At 53.7% G+C, this 17112-nt stretch carries 18 protein-coding genes; 10 read left to right on the top strand and 8 right to left on the bottom strand.

Annotation, left to right across the window (positions count from 1 at the left end):
• Positions 1-28: 28 nt before the first annotated feature.
• The gene (locus tag CYQ09_RS10610; protein WP_239495906.1) at positions 29-1258 is read right to left on the bottom strand and encodes an ABC transporter substrate-binding protein; all 1230 of its coding nucleotides are present in this window, start codon (positions 1256-1258) and stop codon (positions 29-31) included.
• A 204-nt stretch (positions 1259-1462) separates the two neighbouring features.
• Here CYQ09_RS10610 and CYQ09_RS10615 point away from each other — a divergent pair, with 204 nt between their 5' ends.
• On the top strand, positions 1463-2506 hold the full coding sequence (locus CYQ09_RS10615) for a LacI family transcriptional regulator (protein ID WP_106745338.1): 1044 nt from the start codon (positions 1463-1465) through the stop codon (positions 2504-2506).
• Here CYQ09_RS10615 and CYQ09_RS10620 read toward each other — a convergent pair.
• Positions 2489-2974, bottom strand: coding sequence for a gluconokinase (locus CYQ09_RS10620; RefSeq protein WP_106745339.1), 486 nt, complete (start codon positions 2972-2974; stop codon positions 2489-2491). The two genes, CYQ09_RS10615 and CYQ09_RS10620, sit on opposite strands and share 18 nt — an antisense overlap.
• 3 nt (positions 2975-2977) lie before the next feature.
• Positions 2978-3823, bottom strand: a complete 846-nt coding sequence (locus tag CYQ09_RS10625) for a TIGR00730 family Rossman fold protein (protein WP_106745340.1) — start codon at positions 3821-3823, stop codon at positions 2978-2980.
• An 84-nt stretch (positions 3824-3907) separates the two neighbouring features.
• On the opposite strand from CYQ09_RS10625, the gene dapD reads away from it, so the two are divergent.
• From dapD to CYQ09_RS10640, 3 genes are read left to right on the top strand one after another with little or no spacing between them, the layout of a single operon-like run.
• Positions 3908-4735: a 2,3,4,5-tetrahydropyridine-2,6-dicarboxylate N-succinyltransferase gene (gene dapD / locus CYQ09_RS10630; protein ID WP_106745500.1), complete on the top strand. Its 828-nt coding sequence runs from the start codon at positions 3908-3910 to the stop codon at positions 4733-4735.
• Complete coding sequence (locus CYQ09_RS10635) at positions 4736-5020, top strand: hypothetical protein (protein WP_106357955.1); 285 nt, start codon at positions 4736-4738, stop codon at positions 5018-5020.
• The gene (locus CYQ09_RS10640) at positions 5017-5361 is read left to right on the top strand and encodes a hypothetical protein (protein WP_106745341.1); all 345 of its coding nucleotides are present in this window, start codon (positions 5017-5019) and stop codon (positions 5359-5361) included. The genes CYQ09_RS10635 and CYQ09_RS10640 overlap by 4 nt, the downstream gene beginning before the upstream one ends.
• Positions 5362-5364: 3 nt before the next feature.
• On the opposite strand, the gene CYQ09_RS10645 is transcribed toward CYQ09_RS10640, so the two are convergent.
• Positions 5365-6420, bottom strand: coding sequence for a transporter substrate-binding domain-containing protein (locus CYQ09_RS10645; RefSeq protein ID WP_106745342.1), 1056 nt, complete (start codon positions 6418-6420; stop codon positions 5365-5367).
• 219 nt (positions 6421-6639) lie between these two features.
• Between CYQ09_RS10645 and CYQ09_RS10650 the strand changes: the two genes are divergently transcribed.
• The gene (locus CYQ09_RS10650; protein WP_106745501.1) at positions 6640-7086 is read left to right on the top strand and encodes a TerB family tellurite resistance protein; all 447 of its coding nucleotides are present in this window, start codon (positions 6640-6642) and stop codon (positions 7084-7086) included.
• 18 nt (positions 7087-7104) lie between these two features.
• On the opposite strand, the gene ribA is transcribed toward CYQ09_RS10650, so the two are convergent.
• Positions 7105-8181, bottom strand: a complete 1077-nt coding sequence (gene ribA, locus CYQ09_RS10655) for a GTP cyclohydrolase II (protein ID WP_106745502.1) — start codon at positions 8179-8181, stop codon at positions 7105-7107.
• A gap of 157 nt (positions 8182-8338) precedes the next feature.
• Here ribA and CYQ09_RS10660 point away from each other — a divergent pair, with 157 nt between their 5' ends.
• Together CYQ09_RS10660 and CYQ09_RS10665 are read left to right on the top strand one after the other, a co-directional pair.
• Positions 8339-9025 carry a response regulator transcription factor gene (locus CYQ09_RS10660; RefSeq protein WP_106745343.1) on the top strand — a complete coding sequence of 229 codons (687 nt, stop codon included), beginning with the start codon at positions 8339-8341 and terminating at the stop codon, positions 9023-9025.
• A gap of 325 nt (positions 9026-9350) precedes the next feature.
• A complete protein-coding gene (locus CYQ09_RS10665; protein WP_106745344.1) occupies positions 9351-9584 on the top strand; it encodes a DUF2798 domain-containing protein in 234 nt (77 codons plus the stop codon).
• 32 nt (positions 9585-9616) lie between these two features.
• On the opposite strand, the gene CYQ09_RS10670 is transcribed toward CYQ09_RS10665, so the two are convergent.
• Positions 9617-10738 carry a trans-sulfuration enzyme family protein gene (locus tag CYQ09_RS10670; RefSeq protein ID WP_106745503.1) on the bottom strand — a complete coding sequence of 374 codons (1122 nt, stop codon included), beginning with the start codon at positions 10736-10738 and terminating at the stop codon, positions 9617-9619.
• A 60-nt stretch (positions 10739-10798) separates the two neighbouring features.
• Complete coding sequence (gene serB, locus CYQ09_RS10675; RefSeq protein WP_106745345.1) at positions 10799-11674, bottom strand: phosphoserine phosphatase SerB; 876 nt, start codon at positions 11672-11674, stop codon at positions 10799-10801.
• Positions 11675-11828: 154 nt separating this feature from the next.
• On the opposite strand from serB, the gene CYQ09_RS10680 reads away from it, so the two are divergent.
• From CYQ09_RS10680 to CYQ09_RS10690, 3 genes are all read left to right on the top strand, one after another.
• Complete coding sequence (locus CYQ09_RS10680) at positions 11829-12971, top strand: phosphoserine transaminase (protein WP_106745346.1); 1143 nt, start codon at positions 11829-11831, stop codon at positions 12969-12971.
• 77 nt (positions 12972-13048) lie between these two features.
• Complete coding sequence (gene serA, locus CYQ09_RS10685) at positions 13049-14641, top strand: phosphoglycerate dehydrogenase (protein ID WP_106745347.1); 1593 nt, start codon at positions 13049-13051, stop codon at positions 14639-14641.
• A gap of 58 nt (positions 14642-14699) precedes the next feature.
• On the top strand, positions 14700-15488 hold the full coding sequence (locus CYQ09_RS10690) for a metallophosphoesterase family protein (protein ID WP_106745348.1): 789 nt from the start codon (positions 14700-14702) through the stop codon (positions 15486-15488).
• Here CYQ09_RS10690 and CYQ09_RS10695 read toward each other — a convergent pair.
• Positions 15485-17023, bottom strand: a complete 1539-nt coding sequence (locus tag CYQ09_RS10695; protein WP_106745349.1) for a hypothetical protein — start codon at positions 17021-17023, stop codon at positions 15485-15487. The genes CYQ09_RS10690 and CYQ09_RS10695 overlap by 4 nt on opposite strands.
• Positions 17024-17112 lie beyond the last annotated feature (89 nt).

A 17112-nucleotide genomic window follows, 5' to 3' on the forward strand; every position in this document is an offset into this window, starting at 1 on the left:
GCCTATGCACGTTTAGCATGTTACGAAATTAGTCAGCGTCGGCGATAATATCGGCGTATGCGGACTGAACTTCTGCAGCAGTCATGGAAGGTGTGTTCCAGAACTCTGTCATCAGGTCGTTAAGCTGTGTCACTGTGTCAGGTGACAGCAGTGTTTCACCAGCAGGCAATGTTGCGCCAGCGGCAAGAAGGTCGAGACCTTTTTGTGTACATTCGTTCACAGTAGTCAGGTCAACGTCACCGCGCACAGGCAGCGAACCCTTGGCAGAGTTGAATGACACTTGAACAGGTGGAGACAGCAGCATTGCTGCCAGTTCTTTTTGGCCTGCTGTGATTTCTGCATCATCTACAACTGGGAAGTAGAACGCATCACCACCCGTTTGCAGAACGCCAACTTCACCCAGACCGGGTAGGCAAGAATAGTCTTCACCAGCGACTTCACCAGCCAAAGCAAATTCACCCTGTGCCCAGTCACCCATGATTTGCGCACCAGCGGTGTCGTTGATGACTGCTGCTGTCGCTTGGTTCCAGTCTTGAACGTTTAGACCTTCGGACAGTGAACGTGCCGCACCGAATGCTTCGAATACGCGCGTATATTCATCGCTCATCACCGCATCGACGCTTTTGTCGCGGTTCACAGCAAGCCATGCTTCGGTACCAGCCAACGCAACCGAGATCACGCCGAACGCACCGTTTTGCTGCCAAGACTGCCCACCCATCGCAAGCGGTGTAATACCTGCATCTTGAAGCGCACCAGCGGATTCTGAAAATTCGGTCCAGTTCGTTGGAACCGGCAGACCGGCCTTTTCATAGGCCCCGTTTGACAACCACATCCACTGCCAAGAGTGAATGTTAACTGGCGCGCAGTAAATGCGACCGTCTACAGTACATGCGTCCAAAAGGTTTGGTGGATTCACGATATCGGCCCAGCCTTCAGCTTCGGCGACATCTGTTAGGTCTAAAAGAAGACCTGCTTCGATCAATTCTTCAGCTTGACGACCATGGTTGAATTGGAACGCTGCGGGTGGATCGCCGCCGATGATCCGGCTGACCATGATTGGGCGGGCGGTATCGCCACCACCAGCAATCGCGCCATCAATCCACTTATTTCCGGATGCATCCCATGCTTCGGCAAATTTACCTACAGCTGCCGCTTCTCCGCCGGATGTCCACCAGTGCATAACCTCCAATTCGACCGCTGACGCGGAAGATGCACTGACGATAGCGGAGAACGCCATCAATTTGGTTGTCAGTTTCACGATTCTCTCCTCCCTGGTTCTAAATCGTTGTAGAAAAGCTATATCGATTTAGATTGACCTAGCAAGTAAAATTAAGCCAGAGTTATATTTAGACGCGAACACCCGAACCAAAGCATTGTTATTGAATGGTTTTCAGGATTATACGGGTGGCTACGGGGATGAATTCCCGTGGAAATCCGGTCGCGCAAGGGAGGAATTCACGCCATGCCAGAAAAGAAGGTTCCGACAAACGGCGCTCCTGCTGAGCGCCCCAAAGATGGAAAACCAACGCTCAAAACGATTGCTCGGATTAGCGGGCTTGCCGTGCCGACGGTGTCGCGCGCCCTGAATGACGCACCCGACATCGGGAACGAAACCAAAAAGCTAATTCGTAAAATCGCCAAAGATATTGGGTATGTTCCCAACCGTGCAGGTGTACGGTTACGCACGGGACGTACAAATGTCATTGGCCTTGTTATGTCGACAGAACATGACCTGATGAGCCATACCGCGCGTCTGATTTCGTCAGTCGCAAGCGGCCTACGTGACACTCCATTCCACATGGTCGTCACGCCGTTTTTCCCAGACCAAGACCCAATGGACCCGATCCGATATATTGTGGAATCCGGCTCGGCTGATGCGATCATCCTGAACCAAATTCGCCCGGATGACCCGCGCGTAGCTTATCTAATGGAACGCGGATTTCCCTTTGCTGCACATGGCCGGTCCAACTGGGCTGATCAGCACCCATATTATGACTACGACAACGAAGCGTTTGGCCATCTTGCCCTAACAAAACTGGTCGCACATGGTCGCAAAAACATCCTTGTTATCGCGCCGCCGATTGAACACAGCTATGCGCTTCATCTTTTGGCGGGCGTAAATACGGCTGCGACAGAACATGGTGTCACAACAATTGTCGCGGATAGCGTCACCAGCGATAGTTCGATCGCCGACGTTGTTGCCTATATTAACCACTCTCTAACCCAGCACCCTGAGATTGACGCAATACTGTCCGCATCCACATCTTCGGCCATGGCCGCCGTTGCAGCGATTGAACAATCCGGTGGGCAGGTCGGTAAGGAAATAGATGTCTTCGCAAAAGAGGCTCTTCCCTTTCTGAAGCTATTTCGTGCTGACATTTTGACAGTTGCAGAACAAGTCGGCACCGCCGGACAGTTCCTCGCCAAAGCCGCCATTCAAGCGATCAGGCAACCAACTGCGCCACCAATGCAGCAACTAGAAGTCCCGCTAGACGACAACCTTTAGTGCGCTAATGATATCCGCGATAGGCTGATCAATGGAAACTGACACCTCTGGCGATACTGGCACCTCAAGCGCGGCAAACTGACTGTCTAACAGGCTCGTCGGCATGTAATGATTTTGCCGCGCGGATAGCCGTGCTGATACAACATCATATGGCGCGTCCAGATAGCAAATTTTCAGGTCTGGCACAGCAGCACGCAAATAATCCCGATAACTACGTTTAAGAGCGGAACAAGCAAACACGGTCACTTTATCGTTGCGGGCGCTGTTCACGGCCGCCGCGAGCTGATCAAGCCAGGGCCAACGCATTTCGTCCGTCAACGGGTGACCTGCCGCCATATGATCGACGTTGCTTTTGGGGTGATAGTCATCACCGTCCAAAAATACGCCGCCTACCGCATCGGCCAAGCCTGCTGCGATGGTCGATTTTCCAGCGCCCGAAACGCCCATGACCATGATTGCTTGCTGCATTACTTAGCGCCCGGGAATGACGCCGCGCTTTTCGCCTTTGCCTTCCCAGCTCTCGATCGCGGCTACGGCTTCTTCGGCGGTGTCGACGAAACGGAACAGTTCTAGGTCGTCAGCAGAAATCGTTCCCGCGTCAGCAAGCGCATCCCAGTTGATGATCTTTTCCCAGAATTCTTTGCCAAACAGCAAGAAGGGCACCCGCGCCATACGCCCAGTTTGGATCAACGTCAGCGCCTCAAACATTTCGTCCAAGGTACCAAAACCACCGGGAAACACGCAAACTGCCGACGCACGCATCAGAAAATGCATCTTGCGGATCGCGAAATAGTGGAAGTTAAAGCACAGGTCAGGTGTCACATATTCATTTGGTGCCTGCTCGTGTGGCAAAACAATATTCAGGCCAATCGACTTTCCACCGGCCTCTTGCGCACCGCGGTTGCCCGCCTCCATCACGCCGGGGCCACCGCCAGTAACGATCACATCTTCGGTGCCGCCCGTTTTCAATGACCGTTCGGTCATGATGCGGGCAAATGTTTGTGCCTCGGCATAATACGCCGACAAATCAGACAGGGTTTGCGTCCGCGCCGAATCTTTGTTGGCAGGCGATGGAATGCGCGCACCACCGAACAACACGATGGTTGAAGCAATGCCTGCTTCGTTCATCAACATTTCAGGCTTTAGCAGCTCCAACTGTAAACGAACGGGGCGCAACTCTTCGCGGCACAGAAAGTCTTCGTCAGCAAATGCCAGCGCATAGGACGGAGCGCGCGTCTGTGGCGTATCCGGAATATGGCTCGCTGCTTCGCGGTCTTGTGAACTATGGCGGAGCGGATGGCGTCGGTCGTCTTTCATACTGCTTTTCCTCGCATTGCGCTTTTGGGCTTTTTCGGTCTATAGCCCATGACAACAAGTGACCAGAAAAAACCGGAGACACCGATGTCCAACGCCGCCCTTGAGACCGCAATCGAAGCCGCGTGGGAAGCGCGCGACACTATTACGCCCGCCACAACTGGCGAAACCCGCGAAGCGATCGAAGACACGCTGAACGCGCTGGACAGCGGTGCCCTGCGGGTTGCTGAAAAACAGGACGACGGTAGCTGGCACGTGAACCAGTGGGCGAAAAAGGCTGTACTGCTTGGTTTCCGCATCAAGGACATGGAAGAACAGTCTGGTGGCCCGCAGGGCAGCGGCTGGTGGGACAAAGTTGATAGCAAATTCAAAGGTTGGGGCGACAATCAGTGGAAAGCTGCCGGTTTCCGCGCTGTTCCCAATGCAGTTGTCCGCAAATCCGCATTCATCGCACCCGGCGTAGTACTGATGCCATCCTTTGTGAACCTTGGCGCATATGTCGGCGAAGGCACGATGGTCGACACTTGGGCGACTGTTGGGTCCTGCGCACAGATCGGTAAAAACGTGCACTTGTCCGGTGGCGTTGGTATCGGCGGCGTTCTTGAACCAATGCAGGCTGGCCCAACTATCATCGAAGACAACTGCTTTATCGGTGCACGTTCCGAAGTCGTCGAAGGCTGTATCGTCCGCGAAGGCGCAGTGCTGGGCATGGGCGTATTCATCGGCCAATCCACGAAGATCGTTGATCGCGAAACTGGCGAAGTCATGTATGGCGAAGTACCACCCTACTCTGTTGTTGTGTCTGGTTCGATGCCATCAAAGAACGGCGTGAACCTATACTGTGCGGTCATCGTGAAACGTGTTGATGCAAAGACACGTTCCAAGACTGGCATCAACGAACTGCTGCGCGACTAAATGCTGATCAGCCGAACGCTGGCGCGCAAGCGCATCGCCGCGGGGGAACGCCCCTCGCGTCGTGGCGCGTGGCTGCCAGTGCTGGCTGACACGATCATTATCGGTTTGGTGCTGGCCGCCCTTTGGCAGCCTGCACTGACCTTTATCTATGTCATGCAATTTTCGCTGATATGGACCATACTATTCTTGATGCTGGTCATCTATGTGCCTGCACAAATCGTGATTATCATTTCTTCCATGTGGGCCGTTAAATCCCGCTGGGAAGACGAGAAAGGCCCCGAATGACCAAGAAAGAAAGCCGTCAAAAGGTGTTTACCTTGCTGGTCGAAGTTGGCCGCAACGATAACGACGGCCTGCCCGAAGGGGCAACTGGTGCGGCCCTGATGTGCTATGCCAGCGGCATAGACGAGGCAGAGGCGGTACGTGAGACCGTTGCGATCCTTAAGCAAGCCGACCTCGCGCCGCTGGACGTGTCTGGATACGGTACGCTTGAGGAACGGATCGCCGAAGGCCACGACATTGCTGACGATGAAAAAGAACTGATGCAGCGCGCGCTAGAAGAAAACAGCGTCATCGTTGCACAGATGACCCCATTCTTCGAAGGCGATGATGGCACCCGCCACTAACAGCTAGTTTGACGTTCCAAACCATTTGCGGTGGATAGAATCGTAAGTGCCATCTTCGCGTAGGCGCAGCAAACTTTGATTGATCGGTTCGGCCAATTGCGAACCAGACTGCAAGGCGATCCCATAGTTTTCCGGAACGAACAACTTTCCAACGACGCGAGCACGTCCCCTACCGTCGTTTGCGGCATAATAGGCTAAGATCGGTGCATCAAACACCACCACATCAACATCATCGCTCTCGAATGCTGCGATCAATTCTTGAGGGTTCGCATAACCTGCAAAATTAAGATCCCTCCGCTCCAAAAAGCCCGCAGCAGTAGATCCATCAACAGTGCCAATCGTTTTATCGTATAGGTCGCCAATGTTTGTGACCTGTGACTGGATCGCATCAACGGTCAAGACCGCCGTAATACGCGCAACAAAGATCGATACGACAAACAGTGACGAAATCACCATAAAGACACCAAAAACACGGCCCAACGGGGACCTTGGCTGGCGCTCTTCGAATCCGCCATTAACCACCAAGTTTAAGGCCCACCAAAACGCCGGAAACATGGCCTCGCGGGCGGTTAGATCAAAATAATCCTGATAGCGACGTTCGAAATGCCACATCAGCATACCGCCCCCGAACAAGATTGCGAACGCGGCTGCAATAGCAAGTAACAGATCAGACGATAATACCGCGCTCCAGATAGAGACTGTACCGCCGTCCATGGGTGCCATAATTTGCAAACCTGATTCAAAAATGGGTTGCGAAAAATCCATCACGGCTTCGCGGCTTGAAGTGATGGAAATATTTGCAACTGCTGCGTCGGCTTCTCCTGCGCTAACGGCGTCTAACATTTCGGCAAAACTATCTATGCGCACAATATCGTAGGACCACCCCAAATCCTCAGCGACCTTAGCCCATAAATCCATGGAAAACCCAGTCTCTGCCCCGCGTTCAGACATCGAGAACGGCTCTCGGGTGACCGTCATGATTTTTAGATCCTGCGCCCAACTTACCGCTGGTGTAGCTAATAGAAAAAACAGCGCTAACATGCGGAATATAGAAATCATGATGTCCCCTTTATCTGATTTTCATATGGCACAGGCCAGCGCGCTGTTTCAATCACGGATCAAAGCTAACGCTCAGACAATTGCAAAAATATTTTAATCCGCAACGAAATAGAACAAAATCAAAGATATTAGAGCGAAAATCATGAAGCGTCACAACACGTGTTTGCGAGTCAACATGAAACGGTTAACCTGTCGGTAGTCAGCTATATGGACAACAAAATGTTTGAACATCTTATCGCTCTTTTTCGCAATCACGGTGACCCAGCGTATACCACCCCGCTTCCACAAGCTGATGCGAGACATGCAATGGGTGCGTTGATGGTGCGCGCCGCCAAAGCGGACCAGACTTATCTGTTCGAAGAAATAAACATGATCGATAAAGTGCTGGCTGAACGGAACGGGTTAAATCCGGTAGAAGCGGCGCAAATGCGGGCAGCCTGCGAAAACTTGGAAAGAGAAATGCCCGCAACCGAAGCAATTGCCAGCATATTAAAAGACGCCATTAGCGCCGATGAAAAAGAAGCCACCTTGCTTGCACTTTGGCGCGTGGTCTTTGCAGATGGCGTCAAGCACGAGCAAGAAGACCTCGTTTTACACCAAATCGAAGACGTTCTTGGCGTCGCTGCTGACCGCGCCAAACAGCTGCAAATGCAATCGATGCAATAGCATCCTTGGGCATCCAACCTACAGCAGGTGTCCTGACTTCGCTGCCTTGGTCGCAAGATACGCATGGTTGTGTTCGTTTTCGCCAACTTTCAGTGGCACCCGCTCCGTCACATGGACCCCACAGCTTTCCATACGCGCGACCTTGGCTGGGTTATTGGTGAGCAACCGTGCCCGAGAAAACCCCATCCGCTTTAGAATTTCCGCACCAATCCGAAAATCACGCTCGTCATCCTCAAACCCAAGGCGATGGTTGGCTTCGACGGTATCGAAACCTTGATCTTGTAAGGAATACGCCCGCATTTTATTGGCAAGCCCTATGCCACGACCTTCTTGGTTCAAGTATAATAGAACGCCTGCCCCTTCGGCCCCCATCTGCGCCAAGGCACCGCGTAACTGCGGGCCGCAGTCGCACTTAAGCGATCCCAGCAGATCACCCGTAAAACACGCTGAATGCAGTCGCGACAGTACAGGTTTTGCGCGGTCTGGCTGACCGATCTCAACCGCGTAATGTTCCTCGGCTCCGTCATCGGGACGGAAGATATGCAAACGACCTGCTTCGGACACTTCTAGCGGCAAACGCGCGCTGATGATTGGGTTAAGGGGGCTTAACCCATCATCCACCGCAGCATCCGCTGGAATGAGTGTAAGGTTGTGGCCCGCGGCAAACCCAGTTGCGTCATCAACCAGAAGAACCACAGCAGCAGGCAGTAGCCGTGCCGCTTTTGTCAGGGCGATAGCGGCGCGATGCAAATCCGCAGGCCCGTCACGTTGTGTTTGCAGCGGGCCCTTCATTGGCGCACGTAAATCATCTGCGGGGTCAGCAACAGACCGTACCCAAGTCAGACTAACATCACGAGGCAAAGTGATCCGCGCGATGTCACCATCATAAGCACGTGCTTTCAAAGTATCAGCGCGCCAGCTGGTGACAGCCAACACTGGATCACCGCCCAGACCACGTAGATGTGCAAGCCGGACGGCGTCTAGCGTCTCTGCAGCCAAGACAACCGCGCCACCATCCAAGACAACAGGCACCCCCATCCGCAGATCAGCCCGCGCACGCGCCAGTCGTTCTGTAATATCCGGAGAAAATCCCATGCGCCCTGCCCCTGTATTTGTTACAAACCGATACCCTGTTTTGAAGCAAAGTGAAACATTTGCACGATTAATCACACGAGCGTGTGAAAGTTTGACGGAAATCCTTGTCCTGCCCGTATCAAAGACACATTTCTAGTGAGTAACGAAGGAGGCTGTCATGGGACAACTCAAGAAAATTTTGCTGGTCGACGATGATGACGACCTGCGCGAGGCGCTGGGTGAACAGCTGCTGATGACCGAAGACTTTGATGTGTTCGAGGCCGATGACGGCGCGAGCGCAATGGTGAAAGCCAAAGAGGGTCTTTACGATCTTATGATTCTGGACGTTGGATTGCCCGACACCGACGGACGTGAATTGTGCCGCGTCATGCGAAAGCAGGGCGTGAAATGCCCGATTCTCATGCTGACGGCACAGGATAGTGACGCTGACACAATTCTAGGCCTTGATGCGGGCGCGAACGATTATGTCAGCAAGCCATTTAAGTTTCCCGTTCTGCTTGCACGCATCCGCAGCCAACTACGCGCGCACGAACAATCTGAAGATGCGATTTTCCAGCTTGGACCTTATACGTTTAAGCCTGCGCAAAAAATGCTGATAACAGAAGACGATAAGAAGGTTCGACTTACCGAGAAAGAGACGAATATTCTTAAATTCCTCTATCGCTCAACCGAGGGCGTAGTCGCCAGAGACATCCTATTGCATGAGGTATGGGGCTATAATGCGGGTGTTACGACGCACACATTAGAGACACATATTTACCGTCTTCGCCAAAAAATTGAACCAGATCCGTCCAATGCTCGCCTTCTTGTGACCGAATCTGGGGGCTATAGATTAGTTGCATAGTACTCCAACCCGGTAGTTTGGTTCTCCTCCCTCCCCAAGCTATCGGGCCCAAGAACACCGCCGGTGATCGGGTCTAATCACCACCTCCCTGTTGGACTTGCCGGGCCTCGTGCCCGGCATTTTTTTAAACTGAACCGCTTGATTTTGTGCGTGCGCTGCGTCATTTCGTATAATCTGAAAAATGTAAGGCCGGTTCGGTTATCCCGGTCATCGCCTCCGCGAGATTTAGTCGTTGTTTCGAACCCACAGCAGATCACCCCACACGTGGGGCTGCTGTGATGCCGTTTTTAACGCGCAGCGCCCTACTTTGCATTGCGGAGAGAACATGCAAAACAAAAAAGAACTTATCCTCGCCCAGATTTTCATTTCCGTCATGATGGCGTTTTTGATGACTGGTATATTTAGCTTCATACAACTGGGCGCGACGACTGATTGGTTATCCCGTTGGCCAAAGTCATTTGTGATGGCTTGGCCCATTGCGTTTGTATTGTCACTGATTGTTGGGCCACTCGCATTTAAACTGGCGGCAATTGTCACGCGGCAAAAACAGCCCACATGACTTTGTTGGCGGGCAATACGCCCGCCAATAACCTAGCCCAACGCCTGCTCCCAATCGGCAATCAAATCCCCGATATCTTCGATCCCGACTGAAACCCGGATCAAGTTTTCGGGGATGCCTGTGTGCGGCTCGATTGTGTGGCGATGTTCAACTAGGCTTTCGACCCCGCCTAATGAAGTCGCCCGCAAGAACAACTTCAGATTACCAACAACGCGCAGCGCGTCTTCCTTGCTGCCCTTGACCAAAACTGACAAGAGGCCGCCAAACCCACCGGTCATTTGCCGTTTCGCAATGTCGTGGCCCGGATGATGCGGCAAGCCGGGGTAAAAGACATCGGCGACCTTAGGATGAGCCATCAGATGTTCTGCCAGCATCTGCGCATTTTGCGTCATACGTTCGACCCGCAGCGGCAATGTCCGCATTGCACGCGTCAGCAACCATGCCTCGAACGGCCCCAAAATCGCGCCAGCGCCTTTGCGGTCTGCACGGATATCACCCCAAATCTTCGCCTCAGGTTTACCAGTAGACAAAACCCCCGCCAAAACATCCGAATGCCCGTTGATCCCTTTGGTCGCGGAATGCATCACGATATCAGCGCCAAGAGCCAAAGGCTGCATCAAGATCGGCGTCGCCGCAGTCGCATCGACCACAAGTGTCGCGTCAGTCGCGTCAGCCAAGGCTTGGATATCGACGGTTTTGAGCCAAGGGTTTGATGGCGTCTCGACGAACACCAATGTCGCACCATGGGTGTTACAGGCAGTTGCCAAGTCGGGCACGTCCACCTCAACCAATGTGATATCACGGCGCGTACAGAAATCACGTATCCACGCGGTTGTCCCCCAATATATACCAGATTGAATAACTGCCGTTGCGCCATTGGGCAGGGTCCGAAACACCGCTGCAATCGCGGCCATACCAGACGGAAACAGCAACGTATCAGCTGCGCCCTCAAGTCGCTGCAGCACGGCCTCGGCCTGACGCAGGTTATCGGAATTATCGCGCGAATAGATGTTATCGGGACGGATAAGGTCGTAATTTTCGTCACGCATAAACGTGGTCGAAGGCTGCAACGCAGGCACAACGCCACCTGACTGTGGATCAATTGCGCCAGCGGCGTGTGCAGCAATGGTAGCGGGTTTCAGGTTTCTGGTCATTTGCGCATCCTTCGGTGTCTTGCGCATGTCATGCAAGATCACCGAAAAATGCAAGCAAGATCAGGTCACAAATTGATCGCGCGCGTATCCTTGAATGAACAAAAGCGCAGTCAGGTCGCCATAGTTTACCCGCACGCTACATTCTTTTTGCACGCTAGGTTTCGCATGAAGTGCAACGCCAGTGCCTGCGCGGGTCAACATCCCAAGGTCATTCGCGCCGTCGCCGACGGCCAGAACGTCGGCTTCTGAAATGTTCAGCTTTGACGTGATTTCTTCCAGCGCGGTGACTTTGGCGGCTTTACCCAGAATGGGCAGTCCCGGTGCGCCGGTCAGCTTGCCGTCTTCAACCAACAACGTGTTGGCACGGTTTTCGTCAAACCCCAGTGTGTCAGCGATTCGCGCAGTGAAGGCGGTGAACCCACCGGAAACCAGCGCAGCATATCCGCCATTCGCCTTCATCGTACTGACCAATTCATGGCCACCAGGCATCAGCGTGATCCGTTCATCCAGCACCTTTTCAATCACAGATTCAGGTAGACCCTTGAGCAGACCAACCCGCTCTGTTAGCGCCGCATTAAAGTCCAATTCACCGTTCATCGCACGTGCTGTAATATCAGCCACCCATGGCCCTACGCCTGCTTCGGCGGCGAGTTCGTCGATGCATTCTTGGCGGATCATCGTACTGTCCATATCTGCCAGCAACATCTTTTTACGACGATTTTCAGTCGGTTGCGCGATTAGATCGACACCGCTCTTTTGCAGATCGGCCCACACATCCCAGCGGTTGTCTGGCATCTGTGGCACGGCAAATTCTGCGGCCTCATCAATGGCTAGCCAGACAGCATCACCGCCGCCCCAAGCATTGCGTAGGCTATCGACAAGCGCCAAATCAAGTGTCCGTTCCGTGGGGTTCGTCAATAATGTGACCGTGAACATAGGTTTCCTATCCGCGTCAAAGGGTGTCGCAAAAAGCGGCTCATGTGGCGGTCTAGCGCCATTTTGTCTGTTGTGAAAGAGCGGGACACGCTCTATGTCCGAACGCGGGACACCCTTCCCCAACGAAGGGCATATATCTGTGAGGATACCAGCAATGGTCATGACCAAACCGGCAACGCGGCCGGCAAACCCGCGTTTTTCTTCTGGCCCTTGTGCCAAGCCCCCCGTATGGAAATTAGATGCATTGCGTGACGCGCCATTGGGCCGTTCACACCGTGCAGGCGTTGGCAAAGCCAAGCTTGCCGAAGCCATCGACCTGACCCGCGAAATCTTGGGCATTCCAGCCGATTACCGCATTGGCATCGTGCCTGCGTCGGACACTGGTGCCTTTGAGATGGCGATGTGGTCTCTGCTGGGCGAACGCCCTGCGGAAATGGTTGCTTGGGAATCGTTTGGCGCAGGCTGGGTCACTGACGTGGTCAAACAGCTGAAAATCAAAGCCACAGTTCACACCGCCGAATACGGCGAGATCGTCGACATGGCTGCCCTGAACTATGACAACGACGTTTGCTTTACTTGGAACGGCACCACCTCTGGCGTGCGCGTTGCAACTGGTGACGTGATCCCCGGTGACCGTGCTGGTCTGACATTGTGCGATGCGACCTCTGCTGCATTCGCCCAAGACCTTCCATGGGACAAATTGGACGTGACTACTTTCTCTTGGCAGAAAGTTATGGGCGGCGAAGCTGCACACGGTATCCTTGTTCTTTCACCACGCGCTGTTGAACGTCTGGAAAGCTACACACCTGCATGGCCTTTGCCGAAAATCTTCCGCCTGACCAAAGGCGGCAAGCTGATCGAAGGTATCTTCCGCGGTGAAACCATCAACACGCCTTCTATGCTGGCTGTTGAGGATTACCTTGTTGCGCTGAAATGGGGCCGGTCAATCGGTGGTCTTGATGCGCTGATCCACCGTGCAGATGCGAACGCACGTGCGATCTGGAATTTCTGCGCAGCGAATGACTGGATCGACAACCTAGCTGTTGATCCTGCGACGCGGTCAAACACCTCTGTCTGCCTCAAGTTCACCGACGACCGGATCAAAGACGGCGCTGCATTCGCGAAAGCGGTTGCCAAGCGTCTTGAGGCCGAAAACGTCGCGCTTGATATCGGTGCGTATCGTGACGCCCCTGCTGGTCTGCGGATCTGGTGTGGCGCAACGGTTGAAACATCCGACATCGAAGCCATGTTGCCTTGGTTGGCATGGGCATTCGAGACCGAAATCGAAGCACAGTAAATTTCTAGAAATTCGGTGACGGCGATCAAATTTAGCTAAATTTGATCTGCCTCGCCACCCGAGAAGGATAGCTTACAATGGCACCTAAAGTACTTATCTCTGACAAACTTTCCGAAGCCGCCGTACAGATTTTCAAAGATCGCGGCATTGACGTTGATTTCCAGCCTGACCTTGGCAAAGACAAGGACAAACTGCTTGAGGTCATCGGCCAATACGATGGTCTGGCGATCCGTTCTGCCACCAAAGCAACCGAAAAAATCATCGAAGCTGCGACCAACCTAAAGGTTATCGGCCGCGCTGGTATCGGTGTGGACAACGTCGACCGCGAAGCGGCGTCCCGCAAGGGTATCATCGTGATGAACACACCTTTCGGCAACATGATCACGACTGCGGAACATGCGATTGCGATGATGTTTGCTGTGGCGCGTCAAATCCCCGAAGCCTCTGAATCCACACACGCTGGCAAGTGGGAAAAATCCAAATTCATGGGTGTTGAGCTGACCGGCAAAACACTGGGCGTCATCGGCGCAGGCAACATCGGTTCGATCGTTTGTGATCGTGCACGCGGGCTGAAGATGAAAGTCGTCGCCATGGACCCATTCCTGTCCGAGGAACGCGCGACAGAAATCGGTGTTGAAAAGGTTGAACTGGACGAGCTGCTAAAGCGCGCTGATTTCATCACGCTGCATGTTCCCCTGACAGCTGACACGAAAAACATCCTCAGCGCTGAAAACCTTGCAAAGACCAAAAAAGGCGTACGTATCATCAACTGCGCCCGTGGTGGTCTGGTAGACGAAGCTGCGCTGGCAGAACTGCTAAAATCGGGCCACGTTGCTGGCGCCGCATTTGACGTGTTCGCCGAAGAGCCTGCCAAAGAAAACCCACTGTTCAACCTGCCAAACGTTGTCGTTACGCCGCACCTTGGTGCCGCAACAACCGAAGCACAGGAAAACGTAGCCCTGCAAGTAGCAGAACAGATGTCAGACTACCTGCTGACTGGTGCTGTGCAGAACGCGCTGAACATGCCCTCGGTCACTGCAGAAGAAGCAAAGATCATGGGGCCTTGGATCAAACTGTCTGGTCACCTTGGCAACTACATCGGTCAAATGACAGACGAGCCGATCAAAGCGGTCAACATCTTGTTTGATGGTGAAGTCAGCGCGATGAACCTCAAGGCACTGACTGCGGCGACTATCGCTGGCATCATGAAATCGTCAAACCCTGACGTGAACATGGTTTCTGCCCCCGTGGTCGCCAAAGAGCGCGGCGTCAAGATTTCGACGACCAAGCAAGACCAATCCGGTGCATTCGAAGGTTATGTCAAAGTGACCATCGTGACGGACACACGTGAACGCTCAATCGCTGGTACTGTGTTTAGCGACGGCAAACCGCGCTTTATCCAGATCAAAGGCATCAACATCGACGCAGAAGTCGGTGAGCACATGCTTTACACCACGAACAAAGACGTTCCAGGTATCATCGGTACGTTAGGTACGATCTTGGGTAAGAACGACGTTAACATCGCGAACTTTACCCTTGGCCGTGCAGACGCCAAAGGCGAAGCGATTGCGCTGCTTTACGTTGATGCACCGCTACCACCGCAGGCCATCGAAGACCTAAAAGGCACCGGCCTTTTCCAACAGGTCAAACCGCTGACCTTCGACGTATAAGACGACCAAGGCGCGTGAGACATCACGCGCCTTTTTCTTTTCCATCAAAGGAATTTCCATGCCCCCGATTTATGCCATTGGCGACATTCACGGGCAGAAAGATATGCTCGACAACGCGCTATCCCTTATTGCAGCGGATGGCGGTGACGATGCCCAGATCATATTTTTAGGTGACTACGTTGACCGTGGTCCCGATAGCCGTGGTGTCATTGATACGCTGATGCAAGGACAAGCCGCAGGCCGTCCTTGGACATTTCTGCTAGGCAATCACGACAGGTTCTTTGCCCGCTTCATTCGTGAAGGGCGGCAACATGATCCACGCGTAAAATCCGGATTGAACTGGCTGAACCCGCGCCTTGGCGGTGCACAGACGCTGCAATCGTATGGCGTCGTTGGGCAGATGCATTTTGCTGAACAAAAGTTCGGCGAAGAAGAAAAGCTCGTGCATTGCGAAACAGAAGCCGGGTGGATCACCCCCGAGGCCCTGATCGCAGCAGCGCAAGCCAGTATCCCCGAAGACCATATCGCGTTTATCGAAAGCCTGCCGTTGTGGCACGAAACGGACCACCTGCTATGCGTCCACGCCGGTTTGCGCCCGCATATTTCGCTTGAACATCAAGACCCCGAAGACCTGATTTGGATCCGCGACGGGTTTCTTGAGACCAACCATAATTTCGGGCAACTTGTTGTGCATGGCCACACAGCATTGGATCATCCGCAGCATTTCGGCAACCGTGTCGATTTGGATGGCGGTGCAGGCTATGGCCGCCCACTAGTGCCCGCCGTATTCGAAGGCCGCCATTGTTGGACCCTGACCGATCAGGGCCGCGTCGCGCTAACGGTTTAATCCTTGCGGATCACCCCAGTTACGGCTGCCGCACCGATGGCCGTAACAATCCAACCCAATACGGTCAGCACCCAGCGTAGCCACCACAAATGCCAGCCCCAAGGGCCGCGATTTGTTGACGGTGCCCATGCCGCGTCTTGGCCAAGCGACACGAGCGGCACGACGACGTCGACTGCGTAGGCAACTGAATGGAATGTCTCGTAATCCTTACCAGCATGATCAGAATCGCCCCACACCATCGCAGGATTAGGCACCGCATCTGGCCCTTGCGCCAACGCCTGCCAATCTTCTGAAATAAGTAGCACCGCGACGTTCGGGGCAAAATCGCCCTCTTTCCATGCGAAATGCGCGAAGAGCCAAGCCACCGACACAAGCACAACCAACACGTAGAAACTGCGCTGAGGCCGGTGACCAAACCCGATGGTAAACTGCAGCATGTAGTCCCAACACAGCTGCAAGAACCAACGAAACGGCTTGCGATCCTCCCACCAACGCCCTCGGATCGCCTTGCGCCGGGCCAGTTCCTTATCGAACAAGATGCTTGTCGCCTCGGTCCGGTGTCCGCTTTCGCGCAGGACCTTTGCCAATTGTTCATAAGGTTGGGGATGAAATTCGCCGTCCCAGACCGCGCCTTTTTCCAACCACACAAGCCGTTGATCCACATCCGCCGATCCGTGCAGCACGTCATAGGTCAAACCGACAAGGCATAACTCATCACACTTATCCCAGCTTTCTGCATCATCAGCGAGGTCGGCCAAATGCGCAGAGGTCAGATCAACCCGCCCCATGACGTTTTCGACCTGCTGCCAGTAAAACCCTTCTTTCACGACCGTGCGCTGCATATCGACCGCATACCCATGCGCGTTTCGCAAACGGGCATCTTTGAAACTTAGCTGCCCGCCAACTTCGGCGCCTGACAGTAGCACGCCACCTTCGACATTCGCACCACGTAGAAAGACATCACCGTCGATCTTTGCACCTTGGACGTTCAAGGCGTTACCTGTCCCGTGAAGTAGCTGCGCCTTGGTGCAGATCAATTGACCGCCGATATTCGCACCTGAAAGACACAGTTCACCCTCAACGGTTGTCCCTTCGACAACCACGTCACCAACCACATCCGCACCCTGCGCGTTCAGCCCTTTGGCCAGCGTGCTTCCCTTGAACAGTAGGCTTGGCGCCTTGATTTGAAGCATCCTTGGACGCTCTTCTATGTGGCAGTTCACTAAGGCAATCGACCCAACCGCCGACGCAAAGTTCAAATCGACCTTACCGACGATCCAAGCGCCTTCGACCTGAACACCTGTTCCCGCTGCATCAAATTCATTGCAGCCACCCTTGATCAAATACTGCAGTAATGGGGCACGCATGGTGACGCTCACAGTCTTAGAGTGGGGAACCGCGCTGCCAATTTCGGCCCACTTGCCCTGCTTCACCGCCTCGATCAGTTGGTGTTCGGCTGGCGTCAACGCATTCATATCGATCAGCTGCTGAACATCCGCCCAATGGGCAATTCGAGGAAGTGGCGTTTCAATCATTAGGTCACTCAATTAGATTTCTGGGTAGGTTAGGTTCGAAACACGGGGGCGGCAATGGTTATCCCTTTTGCAGACAGCGGCACTAAGAT

This window comes from Yoonia maritima, assembly GCF_002933395.1.
Classification (GTDB): domain Bacteria; phylum Pseudomonadota; class Alphaproteobacteria; order Rhodobacterales; family Rhodobacteraceae; genus Yoonia; species Yoonia maritima_A.